Origin of the sequence: Pseudomonas hamedanensis (genome assembly GCF_014268595.2) — a bacterium.
In the GTDB taxonomy this organism is placed as follows: Bacteria; Pseudomonadota; Gammaproteobacteria; order Pseudomonadales; family Pseudomonadaceae; genus Aquipseudomonas; species Aquipseudomonas hamedanensis.
This window is the reverse complement of record NZ_CP077091.1, coordinates 2,066,513-2,088,248: the sequence shown is the minus strand read 5'-3', so window position 1 is coordinate 2,088,248 and position 21,736 is coordinate 2,066,513. Positions and strand designations below refer to the sequence as shown.

General features: G+C 59.9%; 22 protein-coding genes and 1 tRNA gene. 13 read left to right on the top strand and 10 right to left on the bottom strand.

The window, feature by feature from the left end; all coding sequences use genetic code 11:
• Positions 1-122: 122 nt before the first annotated feature.
• Positions 123-212 (top strand) — tRNA-Ser (locus HU739_RS08865).
• Positions 213-444: 232 nt separating this feature from the next.
• Positions 445-765 (top strand): YbjQ family protein, encoded by a 321-nt coding sequence (locus tag HU739_RS08860; protein WP_186551599.1) that lies wholly within the window; start codon positions 445-447, stop codon positions 763-765.
• Here HU739_RS08860 and HU739_RS08855 read toward each other — a convergent pair whose 3' ends face one another.
• Both HU739_RS08855 and HU739_RS08850 read right to left on the bottom strand, forming a co-directional pair.
• Complete coding sequence (locus HU739_RS08855; protein WP_186551598.1) at positions 766-1,116, bottom strand: YceK/YidQ family lipoprotein; 351 nt, start codon at positions 1,114-1,116, stop codon at positions 766-768.
• Between the two features lie 110 nt (positions 1,117-1,226).
• A complete protein-coding gene (locus tag HU739_RS08850; RefSeq protein WP_186551597.1) occupies positions 1,227-1,505 on the bottom strand; it encodes a hypothetical protein in 279 nt (92 codons plus the stop codon).
• A gap of 240 nt (positions 1,506-1,745) precedes the next feature.
• Between HU739_RS08850 and HU739_RS08845 the strand changes: the two genes are divergently transcribed.
• The 5 genes from HU739_RS08845 to HU739_RS08825 all read left to right on the top strand — a co-directional run bounded on the left by HU739_RS08845 (position 1,746) and on the right by HU739_RS08825 (position 4,356).
• Complete coding sequence (locus tag HU739_RS08845; protein ID WP_186551596.1) at positions 1,746-1,934, top strand: hypothetical protein; 189 nt, start codon at positions 1,746-1,748, stop codon at positions 1,932-1,934.
• Positions 1,935-2,264: 330 nt separating this feature from the next.
• Positions 2,265-2,636: a bacteriocin gene (locus HU739_RS08840; RefSeq protein WP_186551595.1), complete on the top strand. Its 372-nt coding sequence runs from the start codon at positions 2,265-2,267 to the stop codon at positions 2,634-2,636.
• A gap of 135 nt (positions 2,637-2,771) precedes the next feature.
• Positions 2,772-3,194, top strand: a complete 423-nt coding sequence (locus HU739_RS08835) for a glycine zipper domain-containing protein (RefSeq protein ID WP_186551594.1) — start codon at positions 2,772-2,774, stop codon at positions 3,192-3,194.
• A gap of 124 nt (positions 3,195-3,318) precedes the next feature.
• Positions 3,319-3,486: a hypothetical protein gene (locus tag HU739_RS08830; protein WP_186551593.1), complete on the top strand. Its 168-nt coding sequence runs from the start codon at positions 3,319-3,321 to the stop codon at positions 3,484-3,486.
• A 174-nt stretch (positions 3,487-3,660) separates the two neighbouring features.
• Positions 3,661-4,356, top strand: coding sequence for an HAD-IA family hydrolase (locus HU739_RS08825; RefSeq protein ID WP_186551592.1), 696 nt, complete (start codon positions 3,661-3,663; stop codon positions 4,354-4,356).
• A 70-nt stretch (positions 4,357-4,426) separates the two neighbouring features.
• On the opposite strand, the gene HU739_RS08820 is transcribed toward HU739_RS08825, so the two are convergent.
• A complete protein-coding gene (locus HU739_RS08820; protein ID WP_186551591.1) occupies positions 4,427-5,173 on the bottom strand; it encodes a 3-oxoacyl-ACP reductase family protein in 747 nt (248 codons plus the stop codon).
• Between the two features lie 125 nt (positions 5,174-5,298).
• On the opposite strand from HU739_RS08820, the gene HU739_RS08815 reads away from it, so the two are divergent.
• Positions 5,299-6,222, top strand: a complete 924-nt coding sequence (locus HU739_RS08815; protein WP_186551590.1) for a LysR family transcriptional regulator — start codon at positions 5,299-5,301, stop codon at positions 6,220-6,222.
• A gap of 106 nt (positions 6,223-6,328) precedes the next feature.
• Here the strand turns inward: HU739_RS08815 and HU739_RS08810 are convergent, their stop codons facing one another.
• The 3 genes from HU739_RS08810 to HU739_RS08800 all read right to left on the bottom strand — a co-directional run bounded on the left by HU739_RS08810 (position 6,329) and on the right by HU739_RS08800 (position 9,957).
• Positions 6,329-7,057: an aspartate/glutamate racemase family protein gene (locus HU739_RS08810; protein ID WP_186551589.1), complete on the bottom strand. Its 729-nt coding sequence runs from the start codon at positions 7,055-7,057 to the stop codon at positions 6,329-6,331.
• 53 nt (positions 7,058-7,110) lie between these two features.
• A complete protein-coding gene (locus tag HU739_RS08805; RefSeq protein ID WP_186551588.1) occupies positions 7,111-8,643 on the bottom strand; it encodes an NCS1 family nucleobase:cation symporter-1 in 1,533 nt (510 codons plus the stop codon).
• Positions 8,644-9,216: 573 nt separating this feature from the next.
• Positions 9,217-9,957: a phosphoadenylyl-sulfate reductase gene (locus HU739_RS08800; RefSeq protein WP_186551587.1), complete on the bottom strand. Its 741-nt coding sequence runs from the start codon at positions 9,955-9,957 to the stop codon at positions 9,217-9,219.
• A gap of 164 nt (positions 9,958-10,121) precedes the next feature.
• On the opposite strand from HU739_RS08800, the gene thrH reads away from it, so the two are divergent.
• Positions 10,122-10,739, top strand: coding sequence for a bifunctional phosphoserine phosphatase/homoserine phosphotransferase ThrH (gene thrH / locus HU739_RS08795; protein ID WP_186551586.1), 618 nt, complete (start codon positions 10,122-10,124; stop codon positions 10,737-10,739).
• A 281-nt stretch (positions 10,740-11,020) separates the two neighbouring features.
• Here the strand turns inward: thrH and pabB are convergent, their stop codons facing one another.
• The 4 genes from pabB to rloA all read right to left on the bottom strand — a co-directional run bounded on the left by pabB (position 11,021) and on the right by rloA (position 15,643).
• The gene (gene pabB / locus HU739_RS08790) at positions 11,021-12,364 is read right to left on the bottom strand and encodes an aminodeoxychorismate synthase component I (RefSeq protein WP_186551585.1); all 1,344 of its coding nucleotides are present in this window, start codon (positions 12,362-12,364) and stop codon (positions 11,021-11,023) included.
• Positions 12,365-12,579: 215 nt separating this feature from the next.
• Positions 12,580-13,566 (bottom strand): alpha-L-glutamate ligase-like protein, encoded by a 987-nt coding sequence (locus tag HU739_RS08785; protein WP_186551584.1) that lies wholly within the window; start codon positions 13,564-13,566, stop codon positions 12,580-12,582.
• Entirely contained in the window at positions 13,566-15,101 is a 1,536-nt protein-coding gene (rloB, locus tag HU739_RS08780) for an osmotic stress tolerance membrane protein RloB (RefSeq protein ID WP_186551583.1), read from the bottom strand. The genes HU739_RS08785 and rloB overlap by 1 nt, the downstream gene beginning before the upstream one ends.
• A gap of 5 nt (positions 15,102-15,106) precedes the next feature.
• On the bottom strand, positions 15,107-15,643 hold the full coding sequence (gene rloA, locus HU739_RS08775) for a retropepsin-like aspartic peptidase RloA (protein ID WP_016983749.1): 537 nt from the start codon (positions 15,641-15,643) through the stop codon (positions 15,107-15,109).
• A gap of 402 nt (positions 15,644-16,045) precedes the next feature.
• Here rloA and HU739_RS08770 point away from each other — a divergent pair, with 402 nt between their 5' ends.
• From HU739_RS08770 to acnD, 4 genes are all read left to right on the top strand, one after another.
• Positions 16,046-16,768: a GntR family transcriptional regulator gene (locus HU739_RS08770; RefSeq protein ID WP_186551606.1), complete on the top strand. Its 723-nt coding sequence runs from the start codon at positions 16,046-16,048 to the stop codon at positions 16,766-16,768.
• Positions 16,765-17,658: a methylisocitrate lyase gene (prpB, locus tag HU739_RS08765; RefSeq protein WP_186551582.1), complete on the top strand. Its 894-nt coding sequence runs from the start codon at positions 16,765-16,767 to the stop codon at positions 17,656-17,658. Before HU739_RS08770 ends, prpB begins: the two co-directional genes overlap by 4 nt.
• Before the next feature lie 131 nt (positions 17,659-17,789).
• Positions 17,790-18,917, top strand: coding sequence for a bifunctional 2-methylcitrate synthase/citrate synthase (prpC, locus tag HU739_RS08760; RefSeq protein WP_186551581.1), 1,128 nt, complete (start codon positions 17,790-17,792; stop codon positions 18,915-18,917).
• Positions 18,918-19,118: 201 nt separating this feature from the next.
• Positions 19,119-21,713: a Fe/S-dependent 2-methylisocitrate dehydratase AcnD gene (gene acnD, locus HU739_RS08755; RefSeq protein WP_186551580.1), complete on the top strand. Its 2,595-nt coding sequence runs from the start codon at positions 19,119-19,121 to the stop codon at positions 21,711-21,713.
• The last annotated feature ends 23 nt before the right edge of the window (positions 21,714-21,736 follow it).

The window sequence follows — 21,736 nt, the reverse complement described above, 5'->3', positions numbered from 1 at the left end:
ACGGTGGCGACCCTCCGGGTATTCTCTTAAGCACATGAAAATTCTGAAAAAAAGTTTGCCATCGGAAAAGCTTTCGACTACATTAGCGCGCCTCGACAGACAGAACATGTTTGCAGAGATACGGTGAAGTGTCCGAGTGGCTTAAGGAGCACGCCTGGAAAGTGTGTATACAGGAAACTGTATCGAGAGTTCGAATCTCTCCTTCACCGCCACATTCAGTAAACACAAACCCCCGATTTTCCTAGAGAAAGTCGGGGGTTTGTGGTTTTTGGCGTCTGGAAAAGAGCGCTGCAAGCTCGGATTGAATGGGCTTCTGTTGTTCCTCGACCATGAGTTGCACGCCGGTTGCAAGCGCAGAGTGGAACAAATGCCTTTCCGAGCGCGCGGCGATAGACTCCAAGCACGGCTGTTTCGGCTTCACATTTTTGTAAAAGGACGACTTCCATGATCATTTCCACCACTCACTCCGTTGAAGGACGTGAGATCACCGCCTATCTGGACATTGTCAGCGCCGAATCGGTGCAAGGCGTCAACGTGATCCGTGATCTGTTCGCCGGCATGCGCGACTTTTTTGGTGGCCGGTCGCAAACGCTCGAACGGGCCTTGAAGGAGGCGCGCGTGCAGGCGACCGACGAACTCAAGGAACGCGCGCGCGCGTTGCAGGCGGATGCAGTGGTCGGGGTGGATTTCGAGATCAGCATGCCGGCGGGCAAGGGCGGCATGGTGGTGGTGTTTGTGACCGGTACGGCGGTGAAGTTGCGCTGATCACCGGGCGGTCGTTTGCGCCTGATAGATTTCGATGTTGCCGTGTTTCACCTGTTGATAGGCGGTGTACGGCAGAACCAGCGTATCGGCCAGGCCGGAGACTGCCAGATCAAGCAGAACCAGCGGCGCTGCGGGGCGACCGGCGAAACCTTTCTGCGGTAACTCAGGCGCGTGCAGCGTGCAGAAGTCGTAACCGATACCGCTGTAGATTCGGGAAATCGAATCGCAGTGGGTCTGGCGCTTTTTCAGGTCTTCGCCCGCGATGGAGTCTTCCTGGAAAACACTGCTGATCGTTCCGCATCCACTGATCGTGAGAGCCATGCAGAGCAAGGCAGCGGTTTTTAGCATCATGTTGGCAATCCTTGGCAGCGAGACGAGGATGCCAGATTAGCTGACTCGGGAATGCCTTTGCCATAAGCGGCGAAGCCCATCCGTTCAAAGGATGGGCTTATTGCCGACGATCAGCCTTGTGGTTTGAGAATGACCGTGCCTCTGGAGTCGTAGGTCAACGGTGTATCGATAGCGACGAGGGTCGGCGTGCCGCCAGATTGAGCCGGTTGCGCGGGTTCGCTCGGATGATAGATGACGCCTGGCTGCAAAATCGGTTTATCCGGGTACTTGATGGTGATTTCACCCGAGGCGATCTTGTCCTTGAGTTTTTCCGCGGCGGCTTTGCCGGCGGCGATCTGCCTGTCCGTGAGCTTGACGACTGGCAGGTTGGGGGATCCGTTGATTTGCATGTTCTCTCCTTGAGATTCATTTGTAGGAAAAAGGGCAGCGGCCATCTACTGAAAATCTTTAGCGGAGAAAGACCAGAGGTTGTAAGGGCGCGCTGAATGGCGGCACATCCATTCGTCGGGATCAGTCAGCATGAACAACAAGTCCAGGAATGACCGGCTAGTCTCAAAAGCCTTGGAGGTCGATATTTTTTCAGGCAAAGCGGTTTGCCGGTGTCGGCCCCATTGCGGAGGGGAGAGGCTATGACAGGTCCGTATATCGAAGACGATGGCGCTGAGTTTTCATTCAACAACTGCGTGCGCTGCGGGCAGACGGAGTATCAGTCGGGTTTTGGCGAAGATCCGGTGAGCAATGGAAAAATTCGCTCTACAGCCCCGAAAGGGCCGAAAGCGAAGTTTCTGCCCAAGGTCACGGCAAGGAAAGGAAAGTGATTTCGCCCGGTAACCCCGTCATTGAACGGGGTTTTTTATGGACGCAAGCCTATGGGTGAAAACGCCTGGCAACCGTTGACATTTATATGGGTTTTTTTTCACAAACTTTTCACGTGGGTCAACGTAGGGTGAAGCCATCCGTTAGAAAGCAAGTCTCCAGCCCGTCTCCCCAGCGGGCTTTTTTTTGCCTGGCATAAAACCTTCTCCACAATCGCTGTCCAACCCGGCGCCAAGTGCACGCGGATCTTTTGATTTCGTCTGGACTTTTGTGTGTCGAGAGCATTAAATCCCGGCCCGTTTTGTCATCCCATTTTTTTTGAGGTTTTCGTCATGCGTTTAACACTGCCCGCTGTGGTTTTTGGCCTTCTGGTTGCTCAAGGTGCGATGGCCGCCGGCGATGGCACCGCGGCACTGGGTGGCGGCTTGGGCGGCGCGCTGGGTAATGTCGTCGGCCAGAAAATGGGCGGCAGCACCGGTGCAGCGATTGGTGCCGGTGTCGCGGGCGCTGCGGGTAGCGCGGTCGCTGCACGCAAAGGCAGCCGCACCAAGGCAGCCATCGGTGGTGGCGTCGGCGCGGCCGGCGGTTCGGTGATTGGCCACAGCCTCGGTGGCAAAAATGGCGCGACCATTGGCGCGGGCCTGGGCGGTGCAGCCGGCGGCGCGGTGGGCAGCAATCTGGGCAAAGGCCACAAGGGCCACTGAGACGGATTTTCTGTCAGAAAAAGCCCGACTCGATGTCGGGCTTTTTCATGGGTGAACGTTTTTTCATAAATTATCTCCAATTCACATACGCCCCGCTTGGGCGGACTGTCCCGATTCGGGAATTGAGAGGTTCATATGCGATTGTCATTATCTGCACTGTTTTTCGGCTTGTTCGTGGCGCAGGGCGCGATGGCTGCCGGGGACGGCACTGCTGCCGTAGGCGGTGGTCTCGGTGGTGCGCTGGGTAATGTGGTTGGCGGACAACTCGGCGGAAGCACGGGCGCGGCGGTCGGCGCAGGTGTCGGCGGCGCGGCGGGCGGTGCCCTTGGCGCGAACAAACGTAATCGCACCGAAGCCGCGATTGGTGGCGGCCTCGGTGCCGCGGGCGGCTCGGTCGTCGGCAACAGCCTCGGTGGCTCTACCGGTTCGACCATCGGCGCAGGCTTGGGTGGCGCAGCGGGTGGTGCGGTCGGGAACAACCTGGGTGACGACGACGGCGGATCCCACTCCGGTGGACACAAGCACAAGCATAAGTACAAAAACAAACACAAAAACTGACGTTATTGAATCAACGGAAACCCGGCCTGGCGCCGGGTTTTTCGTGTCTGGCCGTTGGAATGAGGAACGATTGGCGGTAGGGCTTTTCGAACGTCATACATCCCACGTGATCGAGAGGTTTGCCATGACTCCTGAAACCGAAGGCAAGGAAGAAAAAGGCCCGAGCGGCGTGCCGTTTATCAACGATCCGGAAAAGATCAACGATCCGGGAAATGAAGACCCGGGTTCGCTGATGGATGACGCGACGGTGCCGTTGATCGAGGAGGATGAAGATGACGAGGATGAGCAGTAAGCCTTTTCCGGTGGCAATGTTTCGCTGAGTTCTGCTGATCGGACAACCCGGATAGAGGGGCATTGCCCGTTGCCCTACGTCCATCCTCCTCGCTATGCTGCTGAACCCATTAATCAGATCCGAGTTGCGGCACTTTGCATGTCGCCCGGGATGTCTTTGATAACGGATCCGATGATGAATGCACCGCTGAAGGCGTTCGGCCCGATCAAGGCCGTGATTTTCGATATGGACGGGTTGTTGCTGGACACGGAGGGCATTTACACCGAGGTCACCTCCATCATCGCCGGGCGTTACGGGCGAACCTTCGACTGGAGCGTCAAGCAGAACATCATTGGTCGCGGTGCGAGCGACCTGGCCAATTACGTGGTGCAAGCGCTTGAGCTACCGATTACCCCGGAAGAATTCCTGACGATCCGCGAGCCGCTGATGCGCGAGCGTTTTCCAAAGGCTCAGGCAATGCCGGGGGCCGAGGCGCTGGTGCGTCACCTCAAGGCGCACAACATTCCGATTGCGGTCGGCACCAGTTCCTCACGCCAGTCGTTCGGCCAGAAAACCACCTTGCACCGCGACTGGTTTGCGCTGTTCGATTTCATCGTCACGGCGGACGATCCGGAAGTCGGCGCGGCCAAACCGGCGCCGGATATCTTTCTCACCGCTGCCCGGCGTCTGGGTGTCGCGCCGAAGGATTGCCTGGTGTTTGAGGATTCGCCGTTCGGTGTCACCGCGGCAAAAGCGGCAGGCATGACCGCCATCGCCATCCCCGACGCGGCGATGGCCGATGAAAAATACGCCCACGCTGACGGCATTCTTCGCTCGCTGAAAGCCTTCACTCCAAGCGCTTTTGGCCTGCCGGCGCTGGAATGGGTTTGACCCTCAACGGAAAAAACGCCGCCCTTTGTAGCACGAAGGGCGGCGTTTTTTTTTGCGGTTTAAAAGGTAATCAGGCGCCGAAACCACCGTCGATGGTCAGGCTGGCCCCGGTAATATAGCCGGCTTCCGGCCCGGCCAGATACGCTACGAAACTGGCAATTTCATCGGCGGTGCCGTAACGGCCCACGGCCATGAGGGGAATCAGGCTTTCGGCGAAGTCACCGTGCGCAGGGTTCATGTCGGTGTCGACCGGGCCGGGCTGCACATTGTTGATGGTGATGCCCCGTGGGCCGAGATCGCGAGCCAGGCCTTTGGTCAGACCGACCAATGCCGATTTGCTCATTGCATATACGCCGCCACCGCCGAATGGCATGCGGTCGGCGTTGGTGCTGCCGATGTTGATGATCCGCGAACCTTCGCCCATGTGTTTCGCCGCTTCCTGCGAAGCGATGAACACGCTGCGCACGTTGATCGCCAGCGTCTGATCGAAGTCTTCCAGTTTGAACTCTTCCAGCGGTGCGATGGCCAGTACGCCGGCGTTGTTGACCAGAATATCCAGGCGGCCAAACGCTTCGACCGTGGCGCTGACGGCGTGGCGGATGGCGTCGGCATCGGCGCTGTCGGCCTTGATCGCCAAGGCTTTGCCACCATTGCCAGTGATGCTGTTTTGCAGTTCTTCAGCTTTTGCCGCCGAGCTGACGTAGGTGAAGGCTACCGCGGCGCCTTCAGCAGCAAGGCGTTTGACGATGGCCGCGCCGATACCGCGCGAACCGCCTTGAATCAGAGCGACTTTGCCGCTGAAGTTTTGAGTGGTCATCTTCGATCTCCAAATGTTCAAAGCGGGACGCCCTGTTGTTGCAGCCGAGTATCGACCTGTTACCGACAACCGTGTAGACCCTGATTGCTATAGTCTGTGTAAACCAGAAGTTTATAGTGGCGCTCATGGAAACCTTCAGCAGTATCGAATGCTTCGTGCGCAGTGCCGAAGTCGGCAGTTTTGCCGAAGCGGCGCGACGCCTGAGCCTGACGCCGGCCGCGGTCGGCAAAAGCGTGGCGAAGCTGGAAGCCCGACTAGGGGTGCGACTGTTTCAGCGCAGTACCCGCAGCCTGACACTGACCGAAGCCGGGCAGCGCTTTTTGACGGAGGTCAGCGCGAGCCTGACTACGATCCAGAATGCCGTGGCCAATCTGGCCAGCGCCGAAGGGCAACCTGCCGGGTCGTTAAAAGTCAGCATGGGCACGGTGTTCGGACGTTTGTATATCGTGCCGCTGCTCGGTGAGTTTTTGCGTCGCTACCCGGCGATCAACCCGGACTGGCACTTCGATAATCGCCAGGTCGATCTGATCGGGCAGGGCTTCGACGCGGCCATTGGCGGCGGCTTCGAACTGCCGCCGGGTGTGGTGGCGCGCAGGCTGACCGCGGCCCATCGTGTATTGGTGGCGTCAAAGGATTATCTGCGCAGCCATGCGCCGATCAGCCATCCCGATGATCTCGCCCGGCACGACGGGATTCTGATCCGCTCACCGCAAACCGGGCGCGTACGCTCCTGGCAACTGACCCACCGCGATCAGCAGCACAACCCGTTGACGTTAAAGGCGCGGATGACCATGAGCGATTCCGAAGCCGCCTGCGCGACGGCAGCGCAAGGTTTGGGGATTGCCCTGGTGAGTATGCCGTTCGCCGTTGGGTATCTGGAGGCGGGGACGTTGCAGCGGGTGTTGCCGGACTGGTTTGTCGACGATGGCAACATCTCGATCTATTACGCCGAGCACAAACTCCTGCCGGGCAAGACCCGCGCGTTTGTCGATTTCGTTATCGAGCAGTTCGCCGAGCAGGGCTTGGCGCGGCGGTTTAGTGCTGTTTGAGCAAGGCTTGGGACTTGGTTGCGGCCATCGCGAGCAGGCTCACTCCTACACTTGGAATGCGTTCCCCTGTAGGAGTGAGCCTGCTCGCGATGAACGATGACACGGTCTATCGAGCAAACCGTCCCGGCCAGCCAACAATGTTCTTCGGCCGTGGCGTCGCATAGGTGCGCACCTTGGACGTCGACAAGTTCAAGCGCACCAGCGCTTCGGCAATCGTCACCGCCGCCGTCACGCCATCCACCACCGGCACTCCGGTGCGTCGACGAATCTGCTCGTCCAGCCCTGCCATGCCGCCGCAGCCCAGGCAAATCACCTCGGCCTTGTCCTGAGTTACCGCCAGTTCGGCCTGGTGCACAATCGCCTCCAGCGCACGCTGCGGCTCGTGCTCCAGCTCCAGCACGGCCAAGCCGCTGGCCCGCACCGAGGCACAGCGATCCCACAGGCCGGAGAGTTTCAGGCGATCCTCGATCAGCGGCACGGTGCGATCCAGCGTGGTCACCACCGAATAGGCATGGCCGAGGAACATCGCCGTGCTGGCCGCCGCGTCGGTGATGTCCACCACCGGCACGTTGAGCAATTCCTGCAGGCCTTCGCGGCCGTGTTCGCCGTAGCCAGCCTGAATCACGGCATCGAATGGCTGATCGTAGGACATCACGCGATCCATCACGGCGATGGCGGCCAGGTAGCTTTCGAAATTGCCTTCGATCGACTCGGCGCCGAAGTGTGGCGTCAGGCCGACGATTTCCGTACCGGGTGAGGCGACGGCCTGCGCCGAACGGGCGATGGCATCGGTGATGGATTCGGTGGTGTTGACGTTGACCACGAGAATGCGCATGGAAAATCCTTATTGCGGGCAGTTTTGCGGCCCGAAACCGGGCCGCGAGGAAATTAATGGCAGACGTTATCGACCGCGATGGCTTCGCCGCTGACATCGGCGTAGTGCGGCTGACGTTTGGCAATGATCAGATACAGCATGCCGGCGATTCCGGCGCCGATCAGCCAGGAAAACGGCGAAACGCTGTGGAAGCCCGGGACCAATGCCAGGACGATGGCGATCAACGCAGCAGGAATAAACGCCGCCACCGCGCGGAAATTAACGCCGCGACTGTAGTAATAAGCACCGTGTGGCGCTTCGCTGTAGAGCTGCGGCACATGGATCCGGCCTTTGCGGATCAACCAGTAGTCAACCATGATCACCCCGTACAGCGGGCCGAGCAGAGCGCCCAGGCCGGACAGGAAATACACAATCACCAACGGACTGTTGTAGAGATTCCACGGCAGGATCAACACGGCGATGGTCGCGCTGATCAGCCCGGCGCGGCGGAAGGTCAGGTATTTCGGCGCCAGGTTGCTGAGCACGAACGCCGGGGCGACGAAGTTCGCCATGATGTTCACCGCGACGGTGACGATCAGGAACGCCAGGCAACCGAGTACCAGAAAAAACGTGTTAGGAATCGAAGCGATGATCTCGGTCGGACTTTCGATGATGCGGCCATTGATCTGGAATTGCGCGCCGCACAGCACGACGGTAATCGCTGCAAACAGCAGAATATTCACCGGCAAACCCCAGAAATTTCCCACCTGGATGGTTTTGCGGCAGGGCGACGAGCGGGCGAAGTCGCAGAAGTTGAGGATCAGCGTGCCGTAGATCGCCAGCCATAAAGCGCCGCCGGCAAAGATGTTGCGCCACATCTCACCGCCCGTCAGCGGTTCGCGGATCGACCAGGCGATGGTTGCGTTGGCCTGGAAGTACATCCACGCGGCAAGGGCGGCAACCGTCAGCAAAATCACCGGGCCGGCAAAAGCTTCATAGCGGCGGACCATTTCCATGCCGTAGGCGAGGATGACCAGTTGCACCAGCCAGATTGCCACGAAGCACACCCAACCCAATGTCGACAGACCGAGGATCGAGTTGTGGTCGTATTCAGCGAAGCCGGGATGCACGGCGGTCAGCAACACACGAAACACCACCGAGGCCAGATAGGTCTGAATGCCGAACCAGGCGATGGCGATAACCGCCCGGATCAGTGCAGGAATCTGCGCGCCGTGGATGCCGAAACTGATGCGGCTGATCACTGGAAACGGCACGCCGGTCTTCTGGCCCATGTACCCGGAGAGGTTCATGAAGAAGTACACCAGTGCCGCGCCGATCCCCAACGACAACAGAATCTGCCAGCCGCCCAGGCCCAGCGCATACAGGCCGATGGCGAACGAATAATTGGCGATGTTGTGCACATCGTTGGTCCACAGGGCAAAGATGCTGTATTTGCCCCAGCGTCGGCCTTCGGCCTTGGTCGGCGCCAGGTCGCTGTTGTGCAGGCGCGGGCTCAGCGGCTCGTCCACCCCGTCATGGGGCAACGGTTGGTCAAGTGTGGAGGACGGCAGATTCAGCGCGATGTTGTTCGAAAGACTTGTACGCATTCCGGCAGGCTCCTGATGCTCAGGGCCGCGATGACTGTGCATGAGCCGCCAGGCTCGACAAATCTTCGTCGCGGCAATGAAACATCGCAGGTTAGGGGCATCTGCAGCCTGTACGGGATAGGGCGCTTCAGGCGTGCGGATCGAAAGTGTGTGCATGTTTTGCGGTTTTGTATACAAAACATGTATGCACTAAAGCCAGATCTGTGCCAATTGCGAATCTATGGGCAGCCGTGCTCATTTCGAAAAGTTATCGAGTCGCGATAAGTTGCTGAAAAAATGACGATTAAAATTGACCAAATGAACAGGTTAATTTTTTCAGGAAAAAATTTCGAGGGCAGGCGAGGGCGGGGATCTTTTGAAAGGCGTGTAACTTTTCAGGGCGCGAAAACAAAAAGTGCACACATAAATGGCACCGATGGTGACATTTGTGTGTACACATTTTTCGCGTCGCTCGAGATTACTGTAGGAGTGAGCCTGCTCGCGATAGCGGTGTATCAGCAAGACCCATCTCAGCTGACACAGCGCTATCGCGAGCAGGCTCACTCTACACAGGGAAATCAGCGCGGCTGAGGACTAGGCCTTGCTCTTGCTGATGATGTTCCCCGCATGCAACCCGCACTCTTTCTGCGTCGCTTCTTCCCACCACCAGCGGCCTTCGCGCTCATGCTGGTTCGGCAGGACCGGGCGGGTGCAGGGTTCGCAGCCGATGCTGATGAAGCCGCGCTCATGCAGGCTGTTGTACGGTAATTCGAGCATGCGGATGTAGCCCCAGATCTCTTCGCTGGTCATCTGCGCCAGTGGGTTGAACTTGTACAGGGTGCGTTCCGGCGTCGAGAACGCGGTGTCGATTTCCAGCACGGCTACAGCGCTGCGGGTGCCGGGGCTCTGGTCGCGGCGCTGGCCCGTGGCCCAGGCTTTGACGCCGGACAGTTTGCGCCGCAGCGGTTCGATCTTGCGGATGCCGCAGCATTCGCCGTGGCCGTCGCGGTAGAAACTGAACAGGCCTTTTTCCTTCACGAACGGTTCCAGTTTCGCGTGGTCCGGCGAGACGATTTCGATGTCGATCTTGTAGTGCTCGCGTACCTGCTCGATAAACCGGTAGGTCTCGGGGTGCAGACGACCAGTGTCGAGGCTGAACACTTTGACGTTTTTGTTGAGCTTCCAGGCCATGTCCACCAGCACCACATCCTCGGCGCCGCTGAAAGAGATCCACAGGTCATCGCCGAACTCGGCAAACGCCAGTTTGAGGATGTCTTGGGCGGATTTATTGGCATAGGTCGTGGCGAGTTCCACGACGTCGAACGTTGGGCTCATCAGGGCGGCTTCCTACAGGTCGGTGGCGCTGGGCGCTCTATATGGCGCCGATGGTAACAAAAAGCTGCCGCGCCCGGGGCGTCCCGTGCGTTGCGCCCGTCAGGTGCAGGCGCTAGAGTTCGGCCTCGCTCGACTCAAATAATCACTACAAACGGGAGTGTCTTGTGGAAATTGCTTGCCTGGATCTCGAAGGGGTATTGGTACCGGAAATCTGGATCGCCTTCGCCGAAAAAACCGGAATCGAATCCCTCAAGGCCACCACCCGGGACATTCCCGATTACGACGTGCTGATGAAGCAGCGTCTGCGCATTCTCGATGAACACGGCCTGAAACTGTCGGACATCCAGGAAGTGATCGCCACGCTGCAGCCGCTGGACGGCGCCGTGGAATTCGTCAACTGGCTGCGCGAGCGCTTCCAGGTGGTGATTCTCTCGGACACCTTCTATGAGTTCTCGCAGCCGCTGATGCGCCAACTGGGCTTTCCGACCTTGCTCTGCCATCGGTTGATCACTGACGAAACCGGGCGGGTGACCAGCTATCAGTTGCGCCAGAAAGATCCCAAGCGCCAGTCGGTGCTGGCGTTCAAGAGCCTGTATTACCGGGTGATTGCAGCGGGCGATTCGTACAACGACACGACGATGCTGGGTGAGGCGGACGCGGGGATTCTGTTTCATGCGCCGGAGAATGTTATTCGTGAATTTCCGCAGTTTCCGGCGGTGCATACATTTGCCGAGCTGAAACAGGAGTTCCTCAAAGCCTCGAACCGCGACCTCAGCCTGTAACTGATACTTGTGGCGAGGGATCAGAGGTTCTGCAGGGCGTCGAGGAGTGATGATCGTTCCCACGCTCCGCGTGGGAATGCCTCAACGGACGCTCCGCGTTCGGCTTTGGATGGGACGCGGAGCGTCCCAGGCTGCATTCCCACGCAGAGCGAGGGAACGATCAGAGCTTGTAACTGATACTTGTGGCGAGGGAGCTTGCTCCCGCTCGGCTGCGCAGCAGTCGCAAAGATTTTGGGAGCGCTCCGCCCTCCAGCGGGAGCAAGCTCCCTCGCCACAAGTGGTCAGAGGTTTTGCAGGGTGTCGAGGAGAATCCGGACTTTGGTAATCGATTCCTGATACTCGGCTTGCCACTGCGAATCAGCAACGATCCCGCCGCCGCCCCAGCAGCACACCTGCGCATCCTTGACCAACAGGCTGCGAATCGCGATGGAGCTGTCCATCTCGCCGCGTACGTCGAGATACAGCAACGAACCGCAGTACAACCCGCGCCGGGTTGGCTCCAGCTCATCAATGATCTGCATGGCGCGAATTTTCGGCGCGCCGGTGATCGAGCCACCGGGGAAGCTGCCGGCAATCAAATCCAGTGCGTCGCGATCATCCGCCAATTCTCCGGTCACGCTGCTGACCAAGTGGTGCACATTCGGATAGCTTTCCAGACTGAACAACTCCGGCACCCGTACCGAGCCGATGCGGCACGTGCGCCCGAGGTCGTTGCGCAACAGATCGACAATCATCAGGTTTTCCGCGCGATCCTTGGGGCTTGCCAGCAGTTCGGCGGCGTTGGCCGCGTCTTCGCCTGGCGTTAGGCCGCGGGGGCGGGTGCCTTTGATCGGGCGGGTTTCCACCTGGCGCTGGCTGACCTTGACGAAGCGTTCCGGCGACAGGCTCAGCACTGCGCCGCCGTCGGGCAGGCTTTGGAAACCAGAAAAAGGTGTAGGGCAGGCTTGGCGCAAGGCGCAATAAGCCAGCCATGGATCGCCCTCGCAAGGCGCGCGGAAGCGCTGGGCAAAGTTGACCTGATAGCAGTCACCGGCCTGAATGTACTGCTGAATGCGCTCGAACGCCTGACGGTATTCGTCGGCCGAGAGATCGGCGCTCATCGGTTTGTTCAGTTTGAACGGCGTCAATGCGTCAGCCCGTGGTTGGGTGAACAGCGCCGTCAATCGCTGCTGTTCACCGGCGGCAACCGACGGATGAAAGACCAATTGGCTGGTTTGTGTCTGGTGATCGCTGATTAACGCCCAGTCGTACAGGCCAAAACGCGCATCGGGCAATTGCAGATCATCCAGCGCCTGGCTGGGCAAGTGTTCCAGATGCCGCCCGAAGTCATAGCTCAGATAACCGATCAGGCCGCCGGCGAACGGTAACTCGTATTCAACCGGCAATTGCGCTTCGCCCAAACGGCCGAGGTTGTCGCGCAGACGTTGCAGAAAATGCGCGCCGCCTTCGTCCTGCAGCACCGCCAATTGTTCCAGCGGCCAGGCGCTGAGCAGGTCATAACGGCCCCGGTCGGCACTCGGCCGACCGCTGTCGAGCAGCACGGCGCCAGGGGCGTTGCGAATGGCCGCGAAGTAAACAGCGGGATTGGCGCGGTAGGGCAGCGGGAATACGGAACAGGTCAACATGGGCGGGGCAGATCGGCCATCGAGGCGGGGGTGGGGATTGTAGTCTTCTGTAGGAATTGCTCCTAGAGGGGATGTCGGTGATTGGCAGATTCGGGGCAGGCGTCACGCTATGTGTTGCAGGGAGACAGCCTTCGCGAGCAGGCTCGCTCCCACATTTGGAGTGCGTGTCCCTGTGGGAGTGAGCCTGCTCGCGAAGGCCGCGGCTCGGTTTTGGATCAGCCCTCGACCGCAGGAATATGCCCAAACATCTCCTGCGTAAACGCCACGCGCTCGTCAACCGACTCCTTCACGCCGCGCGCTTTCAGCTCTTCCAGCCGTGCTTCAACCGCATGGGTACGCAAGGTCAGCCCACAATCGTTGGCAATCTGGATATTCAGCCCCGGTCGCGCATTCAGCTCCAGAATCAGCGGACCTTTCTCCTGATCGAGCACCATGTCGACGCCGATGTAACCCAGTCCGCACAACTCATAGCAGCCGGCCGCGAGTTTCATGAAGCCGTCCCAGTAGGGCAGTTGCACACCATCGACTGCGTTGGTGGTGTCGGGGTGTTTGGTGATGATGTTGTTCAGCCAGGTGCCGCGCAGGGTCAGGCCGGTGGCCAGGTCGACACCGACGCCGATGGCGCCCTGGTGCAGGTTGGCCTTGCCGCCGGACTGGCGGGTCGGCAGACGCAGCATCGCCATCACTGGATAACCCATCAGCACGATGATGCGAATGTCGGGCACGCCTTCGTAGCTGATGCTCTTGAAGATCTGGTCCGGCGTCACGCGGTACTCGATCAGTGCGCGGTCGCGGTGGCCGCCCAGCGAATACAGGCCGGTGAGGATGCTGGAAATGTGATGCTCCAGCTCTTCATGGGCGAGGATCTTGCCCGAGACCGTGCGATAGCGGCCTTCGAAACGGTCGGCGATGACGATGATGCCGTCACCGCCGGCGCCCTGGGCCGGTTTGATCACGAAGTCGCTGCGCCCGCCGATGATCTCGCCGAGCTTGTCGATTTCCTTCTCGGTGGAGATCACCCCGTACAGCTCCGGCACGTGAATGCCGGCGGCGATCGCGCGTTCCTTGGTGATGATCTTGTCGTCGACAATCGGGTACAGACTGCGCTTGTTGTACTTGAGCACGTAGTCGGCGTTACGTCGATTGATGCCCATGATGCCCCGGGCTTCCAGGGCCTTCCAGGTCTTCCAGAAACCGAACATCAGGCGTCAGCCTTCTTCAGGAAAGCCTTGAACCGCACCAGTTCGGTCAGGCGGTAGCCGCGGTAGCGACCCATCGCCAGCATGAAGCCGACCAGAATCAGCAGGATCGCCGGGAACGTGAAGACGAAATACACCAGTTCCGGCACGGTCATGATCAAGTGCGCCAGGGACGCGGCGAACAGCGTGCCGATCGCCACTTTCATCGCATGGCTGGCGCCGCGCTCTTCCCAGGTAATCGACAGGCGTTCGATGGTCATGGTCAGAATCACCATCGGGAACAATGCCACCGACAAGCCGCGTTCCAGGCCGAGCTTGTGGCTGAACAGGCTGATCGCGGCGATCAACACCACGACAAACGTCAACACCACCGACAGGCGCGGCAGCATTTGCAGCTTCAGATGCTCAAGATAGGAGCGTAACGATAGACCCAGCGCCGTGATTACGGTGAACAGCAGAATGCCGAAGCCCAGTTGCGTTTCACGGAAGGCCAAGGCGATCAGCACCGGGGTGAACGTGCCGAGGGTCTGCAGGCCAATCAGGTTGCGCAGGATCAGGATCACCAGCACGCCGATCGGGATCATCACCATGATCATGAACGTCTGCTGGGTCTGCAGCGGCAAGCCGTACAGAGAGTATTCGAGGAAGTTGGCGTCGGTGTTTTCGTCGGTCAGCTTGGCCAGGCGAATCGCGTTCATCTCGCTGTTGTTGAGGCTGAACGTTACGTTGGCCTTCTTGCCGCCATCGACAGTGATCAGGTTTTCATCGCCAGTCCACCACAGCAGGCGGTCGGTTGGCAGGCCCTGTTCGCCGGTTTCCGGGTTGAAGTACAGCCAGTCAGTGCCATTAAAGCTGCGCAGCCACAGTTCCGGCATTTGCGGCTGATCGGCGACGAGGCGGATGGTGTGGACTTTTTCTACTGGTACGTGAGCGATGGACAGCAGCAGTTCGACGATTTTCGCTTTGTGCGCGGTGGACGGATCGCCGGCCAGCAGCAGTTTCACGTTGTCATCGTTGAGGTTGTTGACCCGCTTGATCGCTTCGCCAATGAAGGTTTCAACGTCGGCCGAGTGCTGGCGAATCGGCGCGAGTAGCGCTTCGGCGGCGATTTTTTCCGGGCCTTCGATGACCATGCTGTCGCGGAAGGTCGGGCCTTTGACCTTGGATTTTTCGGCGGTGTAGCGCTTGGTCAGTACCAGGCGGTAGTAGAGCGTCTGGTTGCCTTTGGCGCGACGGGCCGACCAGGTCACCTTGCGGTTGCCGTCGACGCGGTTGACCGCGACGCCGTAGTTATTGGAGATGAAGCTTTCGTTGAGGCTGACGTAGTCGCGGCTCAGCGGCGGCACGAACATCTGGATCTTGACCGGGTCCTTGGTGCTGGCGACGAACTCGACCTTGGCGTCGATGTTCCACAGGTCGTCGGTGGCGTCTTCGGTCACCGGGATGCCGAGCACGAAAATCTGATAGGCCGTAACCGAAACGCCCAGCAGCACCAGCACGGCGATCAGGATTTTCAGGTGGAAGGTTAGAGAACGCATGGAAATTACTCGGCGGTATGAGCGGCGATGGTGCAGGCAGGTTTGCCGGCAGCGTATTTAAGACTGGGGTCGACCAGCGCGTCGAAGCGTTTCAGCGCCTCGGAGCCAATCAAAAGCGGGTATTGGAACGCACTTCGGTCGGTCAGGTTCACTTCGATGCTGCGCATGGCCGAACCCATGCAGATATCCAGCTCGATCACCGGACGGGCGGTGTATTTCTTGCCTTCTTCCGGATCGTAGTCGCCGGCGCGGCGCTTGATCTTGCTGACGCGGGCCAGTGGCCGTTCGATCGGGTGCGAATGCGCGGCATCGATGGCCAGGTAGAAGCGCACCCAGGACTCACCGTTGCGTTTGAAGCGTTTGATGTCGCGGGCGCTCAGCGAGGCGGTTTTCGCCCCGGTGTCGAGTTTGGCCGCGACTTCCAGGTTGATGCCATCGAGCGAAGCGTATTCGTTGAGGCCATACACGGTTTTTTCCCCCGCGGCGGCGAGGCCGGGCAGGCAAAACAGTGCGAAAAATGTCGGGAAAGGCTTGAGTCTCATAAATCCTGGTGCGCAGCGTTCCGTGGTCGGTTGGGGCGCCTGGCACAGCGTGCGCAGGTCCCTTCGTGTGCCTTTCAGCTTTTTATGACAAGCCTGTAAATGGCCAGCAAATGCGGGCGGCATTCTAGCACGGTGGTTTTATGGCGCCAGCGCTTGCGCCGACCCGTCACCCTTGAGCAGATACTCCTGTGGGAGCGAGCCTGCTCGCGAAGGCGGTGTGTCATTCGAAACAGATGCTGACTGATATTGCGCCTTCGCGAGCAGGCTCGCTCCCACATGGGTCAAGCGAACAGTTGGCTGCGGTTATTAGACGATTGTCGACAATGCCTATTTATCCTTTGACGGGTGCGGGCTAATTAGCTAGTTTTTGCCGCATTGGATATCAAGGTGTCGACAATCATGCTGGACCAACTCGATCCCCCGGTCATCAGCGGCGAAGATACCGAGACGCTTTCGGAAAACGTCTTCCGGCGCATTCAGGCCGCTATCGTCAAAGGTGAAATCGCCCCGGGCAGCAAGATTTCCGAGCCGGAGCTGGCGCGCACCTACGGCATCAGCCGCGGGCCGTTGCGTGAGGCGATTCATCGCCTGGAGGGTCAGCGCCTGCTGGTGCGTGTGCCGCACGTCGGCGCGCGGGTGGTGTCGCTCAACCATGCCGAATTGATCGAACTCTACGAAATCCGCGAATCTCTCGAAGGCATGGCGTGCCGCCTGGCGGCCGAACGCATGAGCGTAGAAGAAATCGATGAGCTGCGCCGGGTACTGGAAACCCACGAGCGCGACGCAGCGTTTCAGGCCGGTGTCGGCTACTACCAGCAGGAAGGCGATTTCGACTTCCACTACCGGATCATCCAGGGCAGCGGTAATCGCACGCTGACGCAGATGCTTTGCGGTGAGCTGTACCAACTGGTGCGCATGTACCGCATTCAGTTTTCCACCACGCCGAACCGCCCGCGTCAGGCGTTCGCTGAACATCACCGGATTCTCGATGCCATCGCCGACCGTGACGGCGAACTCGCCGAATTGCTGATGCGCCGCCATATCGGCGCCTCGAAACGCAACATCGCCCGTCATTACCAGGACGGTGCCCACAATAAGACAGCCACTGAACGAGGTGAGTCATGAGTTCCAGACTGAACACGCCAGGCCAGCGTTTCCGCGATGCGGTCGCCAGCGAGCATCCATTGCAAGTGGTCGGTGCGATCAACGCCAACCACGCGCTGCTGGCCAAGCGCGCCGGTTTCAAGGCGATTTACCTGTCCGGTGGCGGGGTGGCCGCAGGTTCGCTCGGCGTGCCGGATCTGGGGATTACCGGTCTCGATGACGTCTTGACGGACGTGCGGCGCATCACCGATGTCTGCGACCTGCCGCTGCTGGTGGACGTCGACACCGGTTTCGGCTCGTCAGCGTTCAACGTCGCGCGCACCGTCAAATCGATGATCAAGTTCGGCGCGGCGGCGATTCATATTGAAGATCAGGTCGGCGCCAAGCGCTGTGGCCATCGCCCGAACAAAGAGATCGTCAGCCAGCAGGAAATGGTCGATCGCATCAAAGCCGCGGTCGATGCGCGCACCGACGACAGCTTTGTGATCATGGCGCGCACCGACGCGCTGGCGGTGGAAGGCCTGGAATCGGCTCTGGATCGCGCAGCGGCGTGCATCGAAGCGGGCGCCGACATGATCTTCCCCGAGGCGATTACCGAGCTTGAGATGTACAAGCTGTTCGCCAGCCGGGTGAAAGCGCCGATTCTGGCCAACATCACCGAATTCGGCGCGACGCCGCTGTACACCACCGAGCAACTGGCTGGTGCCGACGTGTCGCTGGTGCTGTATCCGCTGTCGGCGTTTCGCGCGATGAACAAGGCCGCGGAAAACGTCTACACCGCGATCCGCCGCGACGGCACGCAACAGAATGTCATCGACACCATGCAGACTCGCATGGAGCTTTACGATCGTATTGATTACCACACGTTCGAGCAGAAGCTCGATGCGTTGTTTGCACAGAAGAAAGGCTGAACAAACCCCTGTGGGAGCGAGCCTGCTCGCGAATGGGCGCCAACGATAACGCGGTGTCCCTGATGCACTCTTCGCGAGCAGGCTCGCTCCCACCTGTTTCCCCTACAAATTCAAGAAAACTGGAGACAACAATGGCCGAAGCAAAAGTACTCAGTGGCGCCGGGCTCCGGGGCCAGGTGGCCGGGCAAACCGCATTGTCCACCGTGGGCCAGGCCGGAGCCGGGCTGACTTACCGCGGCTACGATGTGCGCGAACTGGCCGCCGACGCGCAATTCGAAGAAGTAGCGTACCTGCTGCTGTACGGCGAACTGCCGACCCAGGCGCAACTCGCCGCCTATCAAGACAAACTGAGCAAGCTGCGCGACTTGCCGCAAGCGCTCAAGGAAGTGCTGGAACGCATCCCCGCCGATGCCCATCCAATGGACGTGATGCGCACCGGCTGTTCGTTTCTTGGCAACATCGAACCGGAGAAAGACTTCTCCGAGCAGCGCGACAAGACCGATCGTCTGCTCGCCGCGTTCCCGGCGATCATGTGCTACTGGTATCGCTTCAGCCACGACGGCGAGCGCATCGATTGCGTGAGCGACGAGCCGAGCATCGGCGGCCACTTTCTGCATCTGCTACATGACAAGAAGCCGAGCGAACTGCACGTCAAGGTCATGAACGTGTCGTTGATTCTTTACGCCGAACATGAATTCAACGCCTCGACGTTTACCGCACGTGTTTGCGCATCGACCCTGTCGGACCTGTATTCCTGCGTCACCGCAGCTATCGGCTCGCTGCGCGGTCCGTTGCATGGCGGCGCCAACGAAGCGGCAATGGACATGATCGAGCGCTTCTCTTCGCCCGAGGAGGCGATCAAAGGCACCCTCGGCATGCTTGAGCGCAAAGACAAGATCATGGGCTTTGGCCACGCGATCTATAAGGACAGCGACCCGCGCAACGAGGTGATCAAGGGCTGGTCGAAAAAACTCGCCGACGAGGTCGGTGACAAGGTGCTGTTCGCAGTTTCCGAAGCGATCGACAAGACCATGTGGGAGCAAAAGAAACTGTTCCCCAACGCCGACTTCTACCATGCCTCGGCGTACCACTTCATGGGCATCCCGACCAAGCTGTTCACGCCGATCTTCGTCTGCTCGCGCCTGACCGGCTGGGCCGCGCACGTTTTCGAACAGCGCGCCAACAACCGCATCATCCGCCCAAGCGCCGAGTACACCGGCGTCGACCAGCGCAAGTTCGTGCCAATCGAACGTCGCTGAATGGTGAGCTGACCCGATCCTTGAAACCACCGCAAATCCCTGTAGGAGTGAGCCTGCTCGCGATGACGGCTTTTCAGTTGATGTCAATGTTGACTGACACACCGCTATCGCGAGCAGGCTCACTCCTACAAGGGACAGTGTGAATCCTGAGTCTGGTGTTTGCTCACCCTTTGAAATCACCGTGCCCCGAGTCCTGACCCGATGAACACAGAATTTCGCAAGAACCTGCCCGGTACGCCGCTGGATTACTTCGACACCCGCGCGGCGGTCGAGGCGATCCGGCCGGGCAGCTACGACACTCTGCCGTACACCTCCCGCGTGTTGGCGGAAAATCTTGTGCGTCGCTGCGATCCGGCGACGCTCACCGATTCGCTCAAGCAATTGATCGAGCGCAAACGCGACCTCGACTTCCCGTGGTTCCCGGCACGTGTGGTGTGCCACGACATTCTCGGCCAGACCGCGCTGGTCGACCTCGCCGGCCTGCGTGACGCCATTGCCTTGCAGGGCGGCGATCCGGCGCAGGTCAATCCGGTAGTGCCGACGCAACTGATCGTCGACCATTCGCTGGCGGTCGAGGCGGGCGGTTTCGATGCCCAGGCGTTCGAGAAAAACCGCGCCATCGAAGATCGGCGCAACGAAGACCGTTTCCACTTCATCAACTGGACCAAAAAGGCCTTCAAGAACGTTGATGTGATTCCGCCGGGCAACGGCATCATGCACCAGATCAACCTGGAGAAAATGTCGCCGGTGATCCAGGTGCGCGACGGTGTGGCTTTCCCGGATACCTGCGTCGGCACCGACAGCCACACGCCGCATGTCGATGCATTGGGCGTCATTGCCATCGGTGTCGGCGGCCTTGAAGCCGAGAGCGTGATGCTCGGTCGCGCCTCGTGGATGCGTCTGCCAGAAAGCGTTGGCGTCGAGCTGACCGGCAAGCTGCAACCGGGCATCACCGCCACCGACATGGTGCTGGCGCTGACCGAATACCTGCGCAAACAGAAAGTCGTCGGCGCCTGGCTGGAGTTCTTCGGCGAAGGCGCGGCGGCGCTGACCCTCGGCGATCGCGCGACCATCTCCAACATGGCCCCGGAATACGGCGCCACGGCGGCGATGTTCTACATCGACCAGCAAACCATCGATTACCTGAAACTCACCGGTCGTGAAGATCAGCAGGTTCAACTGGTCGAGCAATACGCCAAGCTCACCGGCCTATGGGCCGACAGCCTGAAGGGCGCGCAATACGAGCGCGGCCTGACGTTCGACCTGTCTTCGGTGGTGCGCAACATGGCAGGTCCGAGCAACCCGCATGCGCGCGTCGCGGTCGCGGATCTGGCCGCCAAAGGCATCTCCGGTCAGTGGGATGACGTGCCAGGGCAAATGCCCGACGGTGCGGTGATCATCGCGGCGATCACCAGTTGCACCAACACCAGCAACCCGCGCAACGTCATCGCCGCCGGCCTGCTGGCGCGCAATGCCAACAAACTCGGCCTGACGCGCAAGCCGTGGGTGAAATCCTCGCTGGCACCGGGCTCGAAAACCGTGGCGCTGTACCTTGACGAAGCGGGGCTGACCACGGAACTGGAACAGCTCGGTTTCGGTGTCGTGGCGTTTGCCTGCACCACCTGCAATGGCATGTCCGGCGCACTCGACCCGGTGATCCAGCAAGAAATCATCGACCGCGACCTGTACGCCACCGCCGTGCTCTCGGGCAACCGCAACTTCGACGGCCGCATTCATCCGTATGCCAAGCAGGCGTTCCTCGCGTCGCCGCCGCTGGTGGTCGCCTACGCGATTGCCGGGACCATCCGTTTCGATATCGAGAAGGATGTGTTGGGCGTGGTCGATGGCCGGGAAATTCGTCTGAAGGACATCTGGCCGAGCGACGAAGAAATCGATGCGGTGGTCAAGTCCTCGGTCAAGCCCGAGCAGTTCCGTCAGGTCTACATTCCGATGTTCGCCGTCCACGAAGACACCGGCCCGAAAGTCGCGCCGCTGTATGAGTGGCGCGAGATGAGTACTTATATTCGCCGTCCGCCGTACTGGGAAGGTGCGCTGGCCGGCGCGCGTCCGCTCAAGGGCATGCGTCCGCTGGCGGTGCTGCCGGACAACATCACCACCGACCACCTGTCGCCGTCGAACGCGATCATGCTCGACAGCGCCGCCGGCGAATACCTGGCGAAGATGGGCTTGCCGGAAGAAGACTTCAACTCCTACGCCACCCACCGTGGCGACCACCTGACTGCACAACGCGCGACGTTCGCCAACCCGAAACTGTTCAACGAAATGGTCGTGGAAAACGGCAAGGTCAAGCAGGGTTCGCTGGCCCGCGTCGAGCCTGAAGGCAAGGTCATGCGCATGTGGGAAGCCATCGAAACCTACATGGAGCGCAAGCAGCCGCTGATCATCATTGCCGGCGCCGACTACGGTCAGGGTTCGTCCCGTGACTGGGCGGCCAAGGGCGTGCGCCTGGCCGGTGTCGAGGCGATTGCCGCCGAAGGCTTCGAGCGCATTCACCGCACCAACCTGGTGGGCATGGGCGTGTTGCCGCTGGAATTCAAACCGGGCACCGACCGCCATACGCTGGCCATCGATGGCAGCGAAACCTACGACGTGGTGGGCGAGCGCGAGCCGCGCGCGGACCTGACGCTGGTGATTCATCGCAAGAATGGCGAGCGGGTAGACGTGCCGGTGACTTGCCGTCTCGATACCGCTGAAGAAGTGTCGATCTACGAGGCCGGCGGCGTGTTGCAGCGCTTTGCCCAGGACTTCCTCGAGGGTTCGGCGGTGGCTGTTTAAATAGGTTCAGTGGCCAAGGGATG

What these genes read in the sequence shown, in the direction of transcription:
- HU739_RS08840 (WP_186551595.1), top strand. Translation starts at nt 2,265, where the DNA reads ATGCGTTTAACACTGCCCGCTGTGGTTTTTGGCCTTCTGGTTGCTCAA.
- HU739_RS08860 (WP_186551599.1), top strand. Translation starts at nt 445, where the DNA reads ATGATCATTTCCACCACTCACTCCGTTGAAGGACGTGAGATCACCGCC.
- prpB (WP_186551582.1), top strand. Translation starts at nt 16,765, where the DNA reads ATGAGTTCCAGACTGAACACGCCAGGCCAGCGTTTCCGCGATGCGGTC.
- HU739_RS08825 (WP_186551592.1), top strand. Translation starts at nt 3,661, where the DNA reads ATGAATGCACCGCTGAAGGCGTTCGGCCCGATCAAGGCCGTGATTTTC.
- HU739_RS08845 (WP_186551596.1), top strand. Translation starts at nt 1,746, where the DNA reads ATGACAGGTCCGTATATCGAAGACGATGGCGCTGAGTTTTCATTCAAC.
- HU739_RS08815 (WP_186551590.1), top strand. Translation starts at nt 5,299, where the DNA reads ATGGAAACCTTCAGCAGTATCGAATGCTTCGTGCGCAGTGCCGAAGTC.
- HU739_RS08805 (WP_186551588.1), bottom strand. Translation starts at nt 8,643, where the DNA reads ATGCGTACAAGTCTTTCGAACAACATCGCGCTGAATCTGCCGTCCTCC.
- HU739_RS08820 (WP_186551591.1), bottom strand. Translation starts at nt 5,173, where the DNA reads ATGACCACTCAAAACTTCAGCGGCAAAGTCGCTCTGATTCAAGGCGGT.
- HU739_RS08810 (WP_186551589.1), bottom strand. Translation starts at nt 7,057, where the DNA reads ATGCGCATTCTCGTGGTCAACGTCAACACCACCGAATCCATCACCGAT.
- acnD (WP_186551580.1), top strand. Translation starts at nt 19,119, where the DNA reads ATGAACACAGAATTTCGCAAGAACCTGCCCGGTACGCCGCTGGATTAC.
- HU739_RS08835 (WP_186551594.1), top strand. Translation starts at nt 2,772, where the DNA reads ATGCGATTGTCATTATCTGCACTGTTTTTCGGCTTGTTCGTGGCGCAG.
- rloA (WP_016983749.1), bottom strand. Translation starts at nt 15,643, where the DNA reads ATGAGACTCAAGCCTTTCCCGACATTTTTCGCACTGTTTTGCCTGCCC.
- HU739_RS08800 (WP_186551587.1), bottom strand. Translation starts at nt 9,957, where the DNA reads ATGAGCCCAACGTTCGACGTCGTGGAACTCGCCACGACCTATGCCAAT.
- pabB (WP_186551585.1), bottom strand. Translation starts at nt 12,364, where the DNA reads ATGTTGACCTGTTCCGTATTCCCGCTGCCCTACCGCGCCAATCCCGCT.
- rloB (WP_186551583.1), bottom strand. Translation starts at nt 15,101, where the DNA reads ATGCGTTCTCTAACCTTCCACCTGAAAATCCTGATCGCCGTGCTGGTG.
- HU739_RS08855 (WP_186551598.1), bottom strand. Translation starts at nt 1,116, where the DNA reads ATGATGCTAAAAACCGCTGCCTTGCTCTGCATGGCTCTCACGATCAGT.
- HU739_RS08830 (WP_186551593.1), top strand. Translation starts at nt 3,319, where the DNA reads ATGACTCCTGAAACCGAAGGCAAGGAAGAAAAAGGCCCGAGCGGCGTG.
- prpC (WP_186551581.1), top strand. Translation starts at nt 17,790, where the DNA reads ATGGCCGAAGCAAAAGTACTCAGTGGCGCCGGGCTCCGGGGCCAGGTG.
- HU739_RS08850 (WP_186551597.1), bottom strand. Translation starts at nt 1,505, where the DNA reads ATGCAAATCAACGGATCCCCCAACCTGCCAGTCGTCAAGCTCACGGAC.
- HU739_RS08785 (WP_186551584.1), bottom strand. Translation starts at nt 13,566, where the DNA reads ATGTTCGGTTTCTGGAAGACCTGGAAGGCCCTGGAAGCCCGGGGCATC.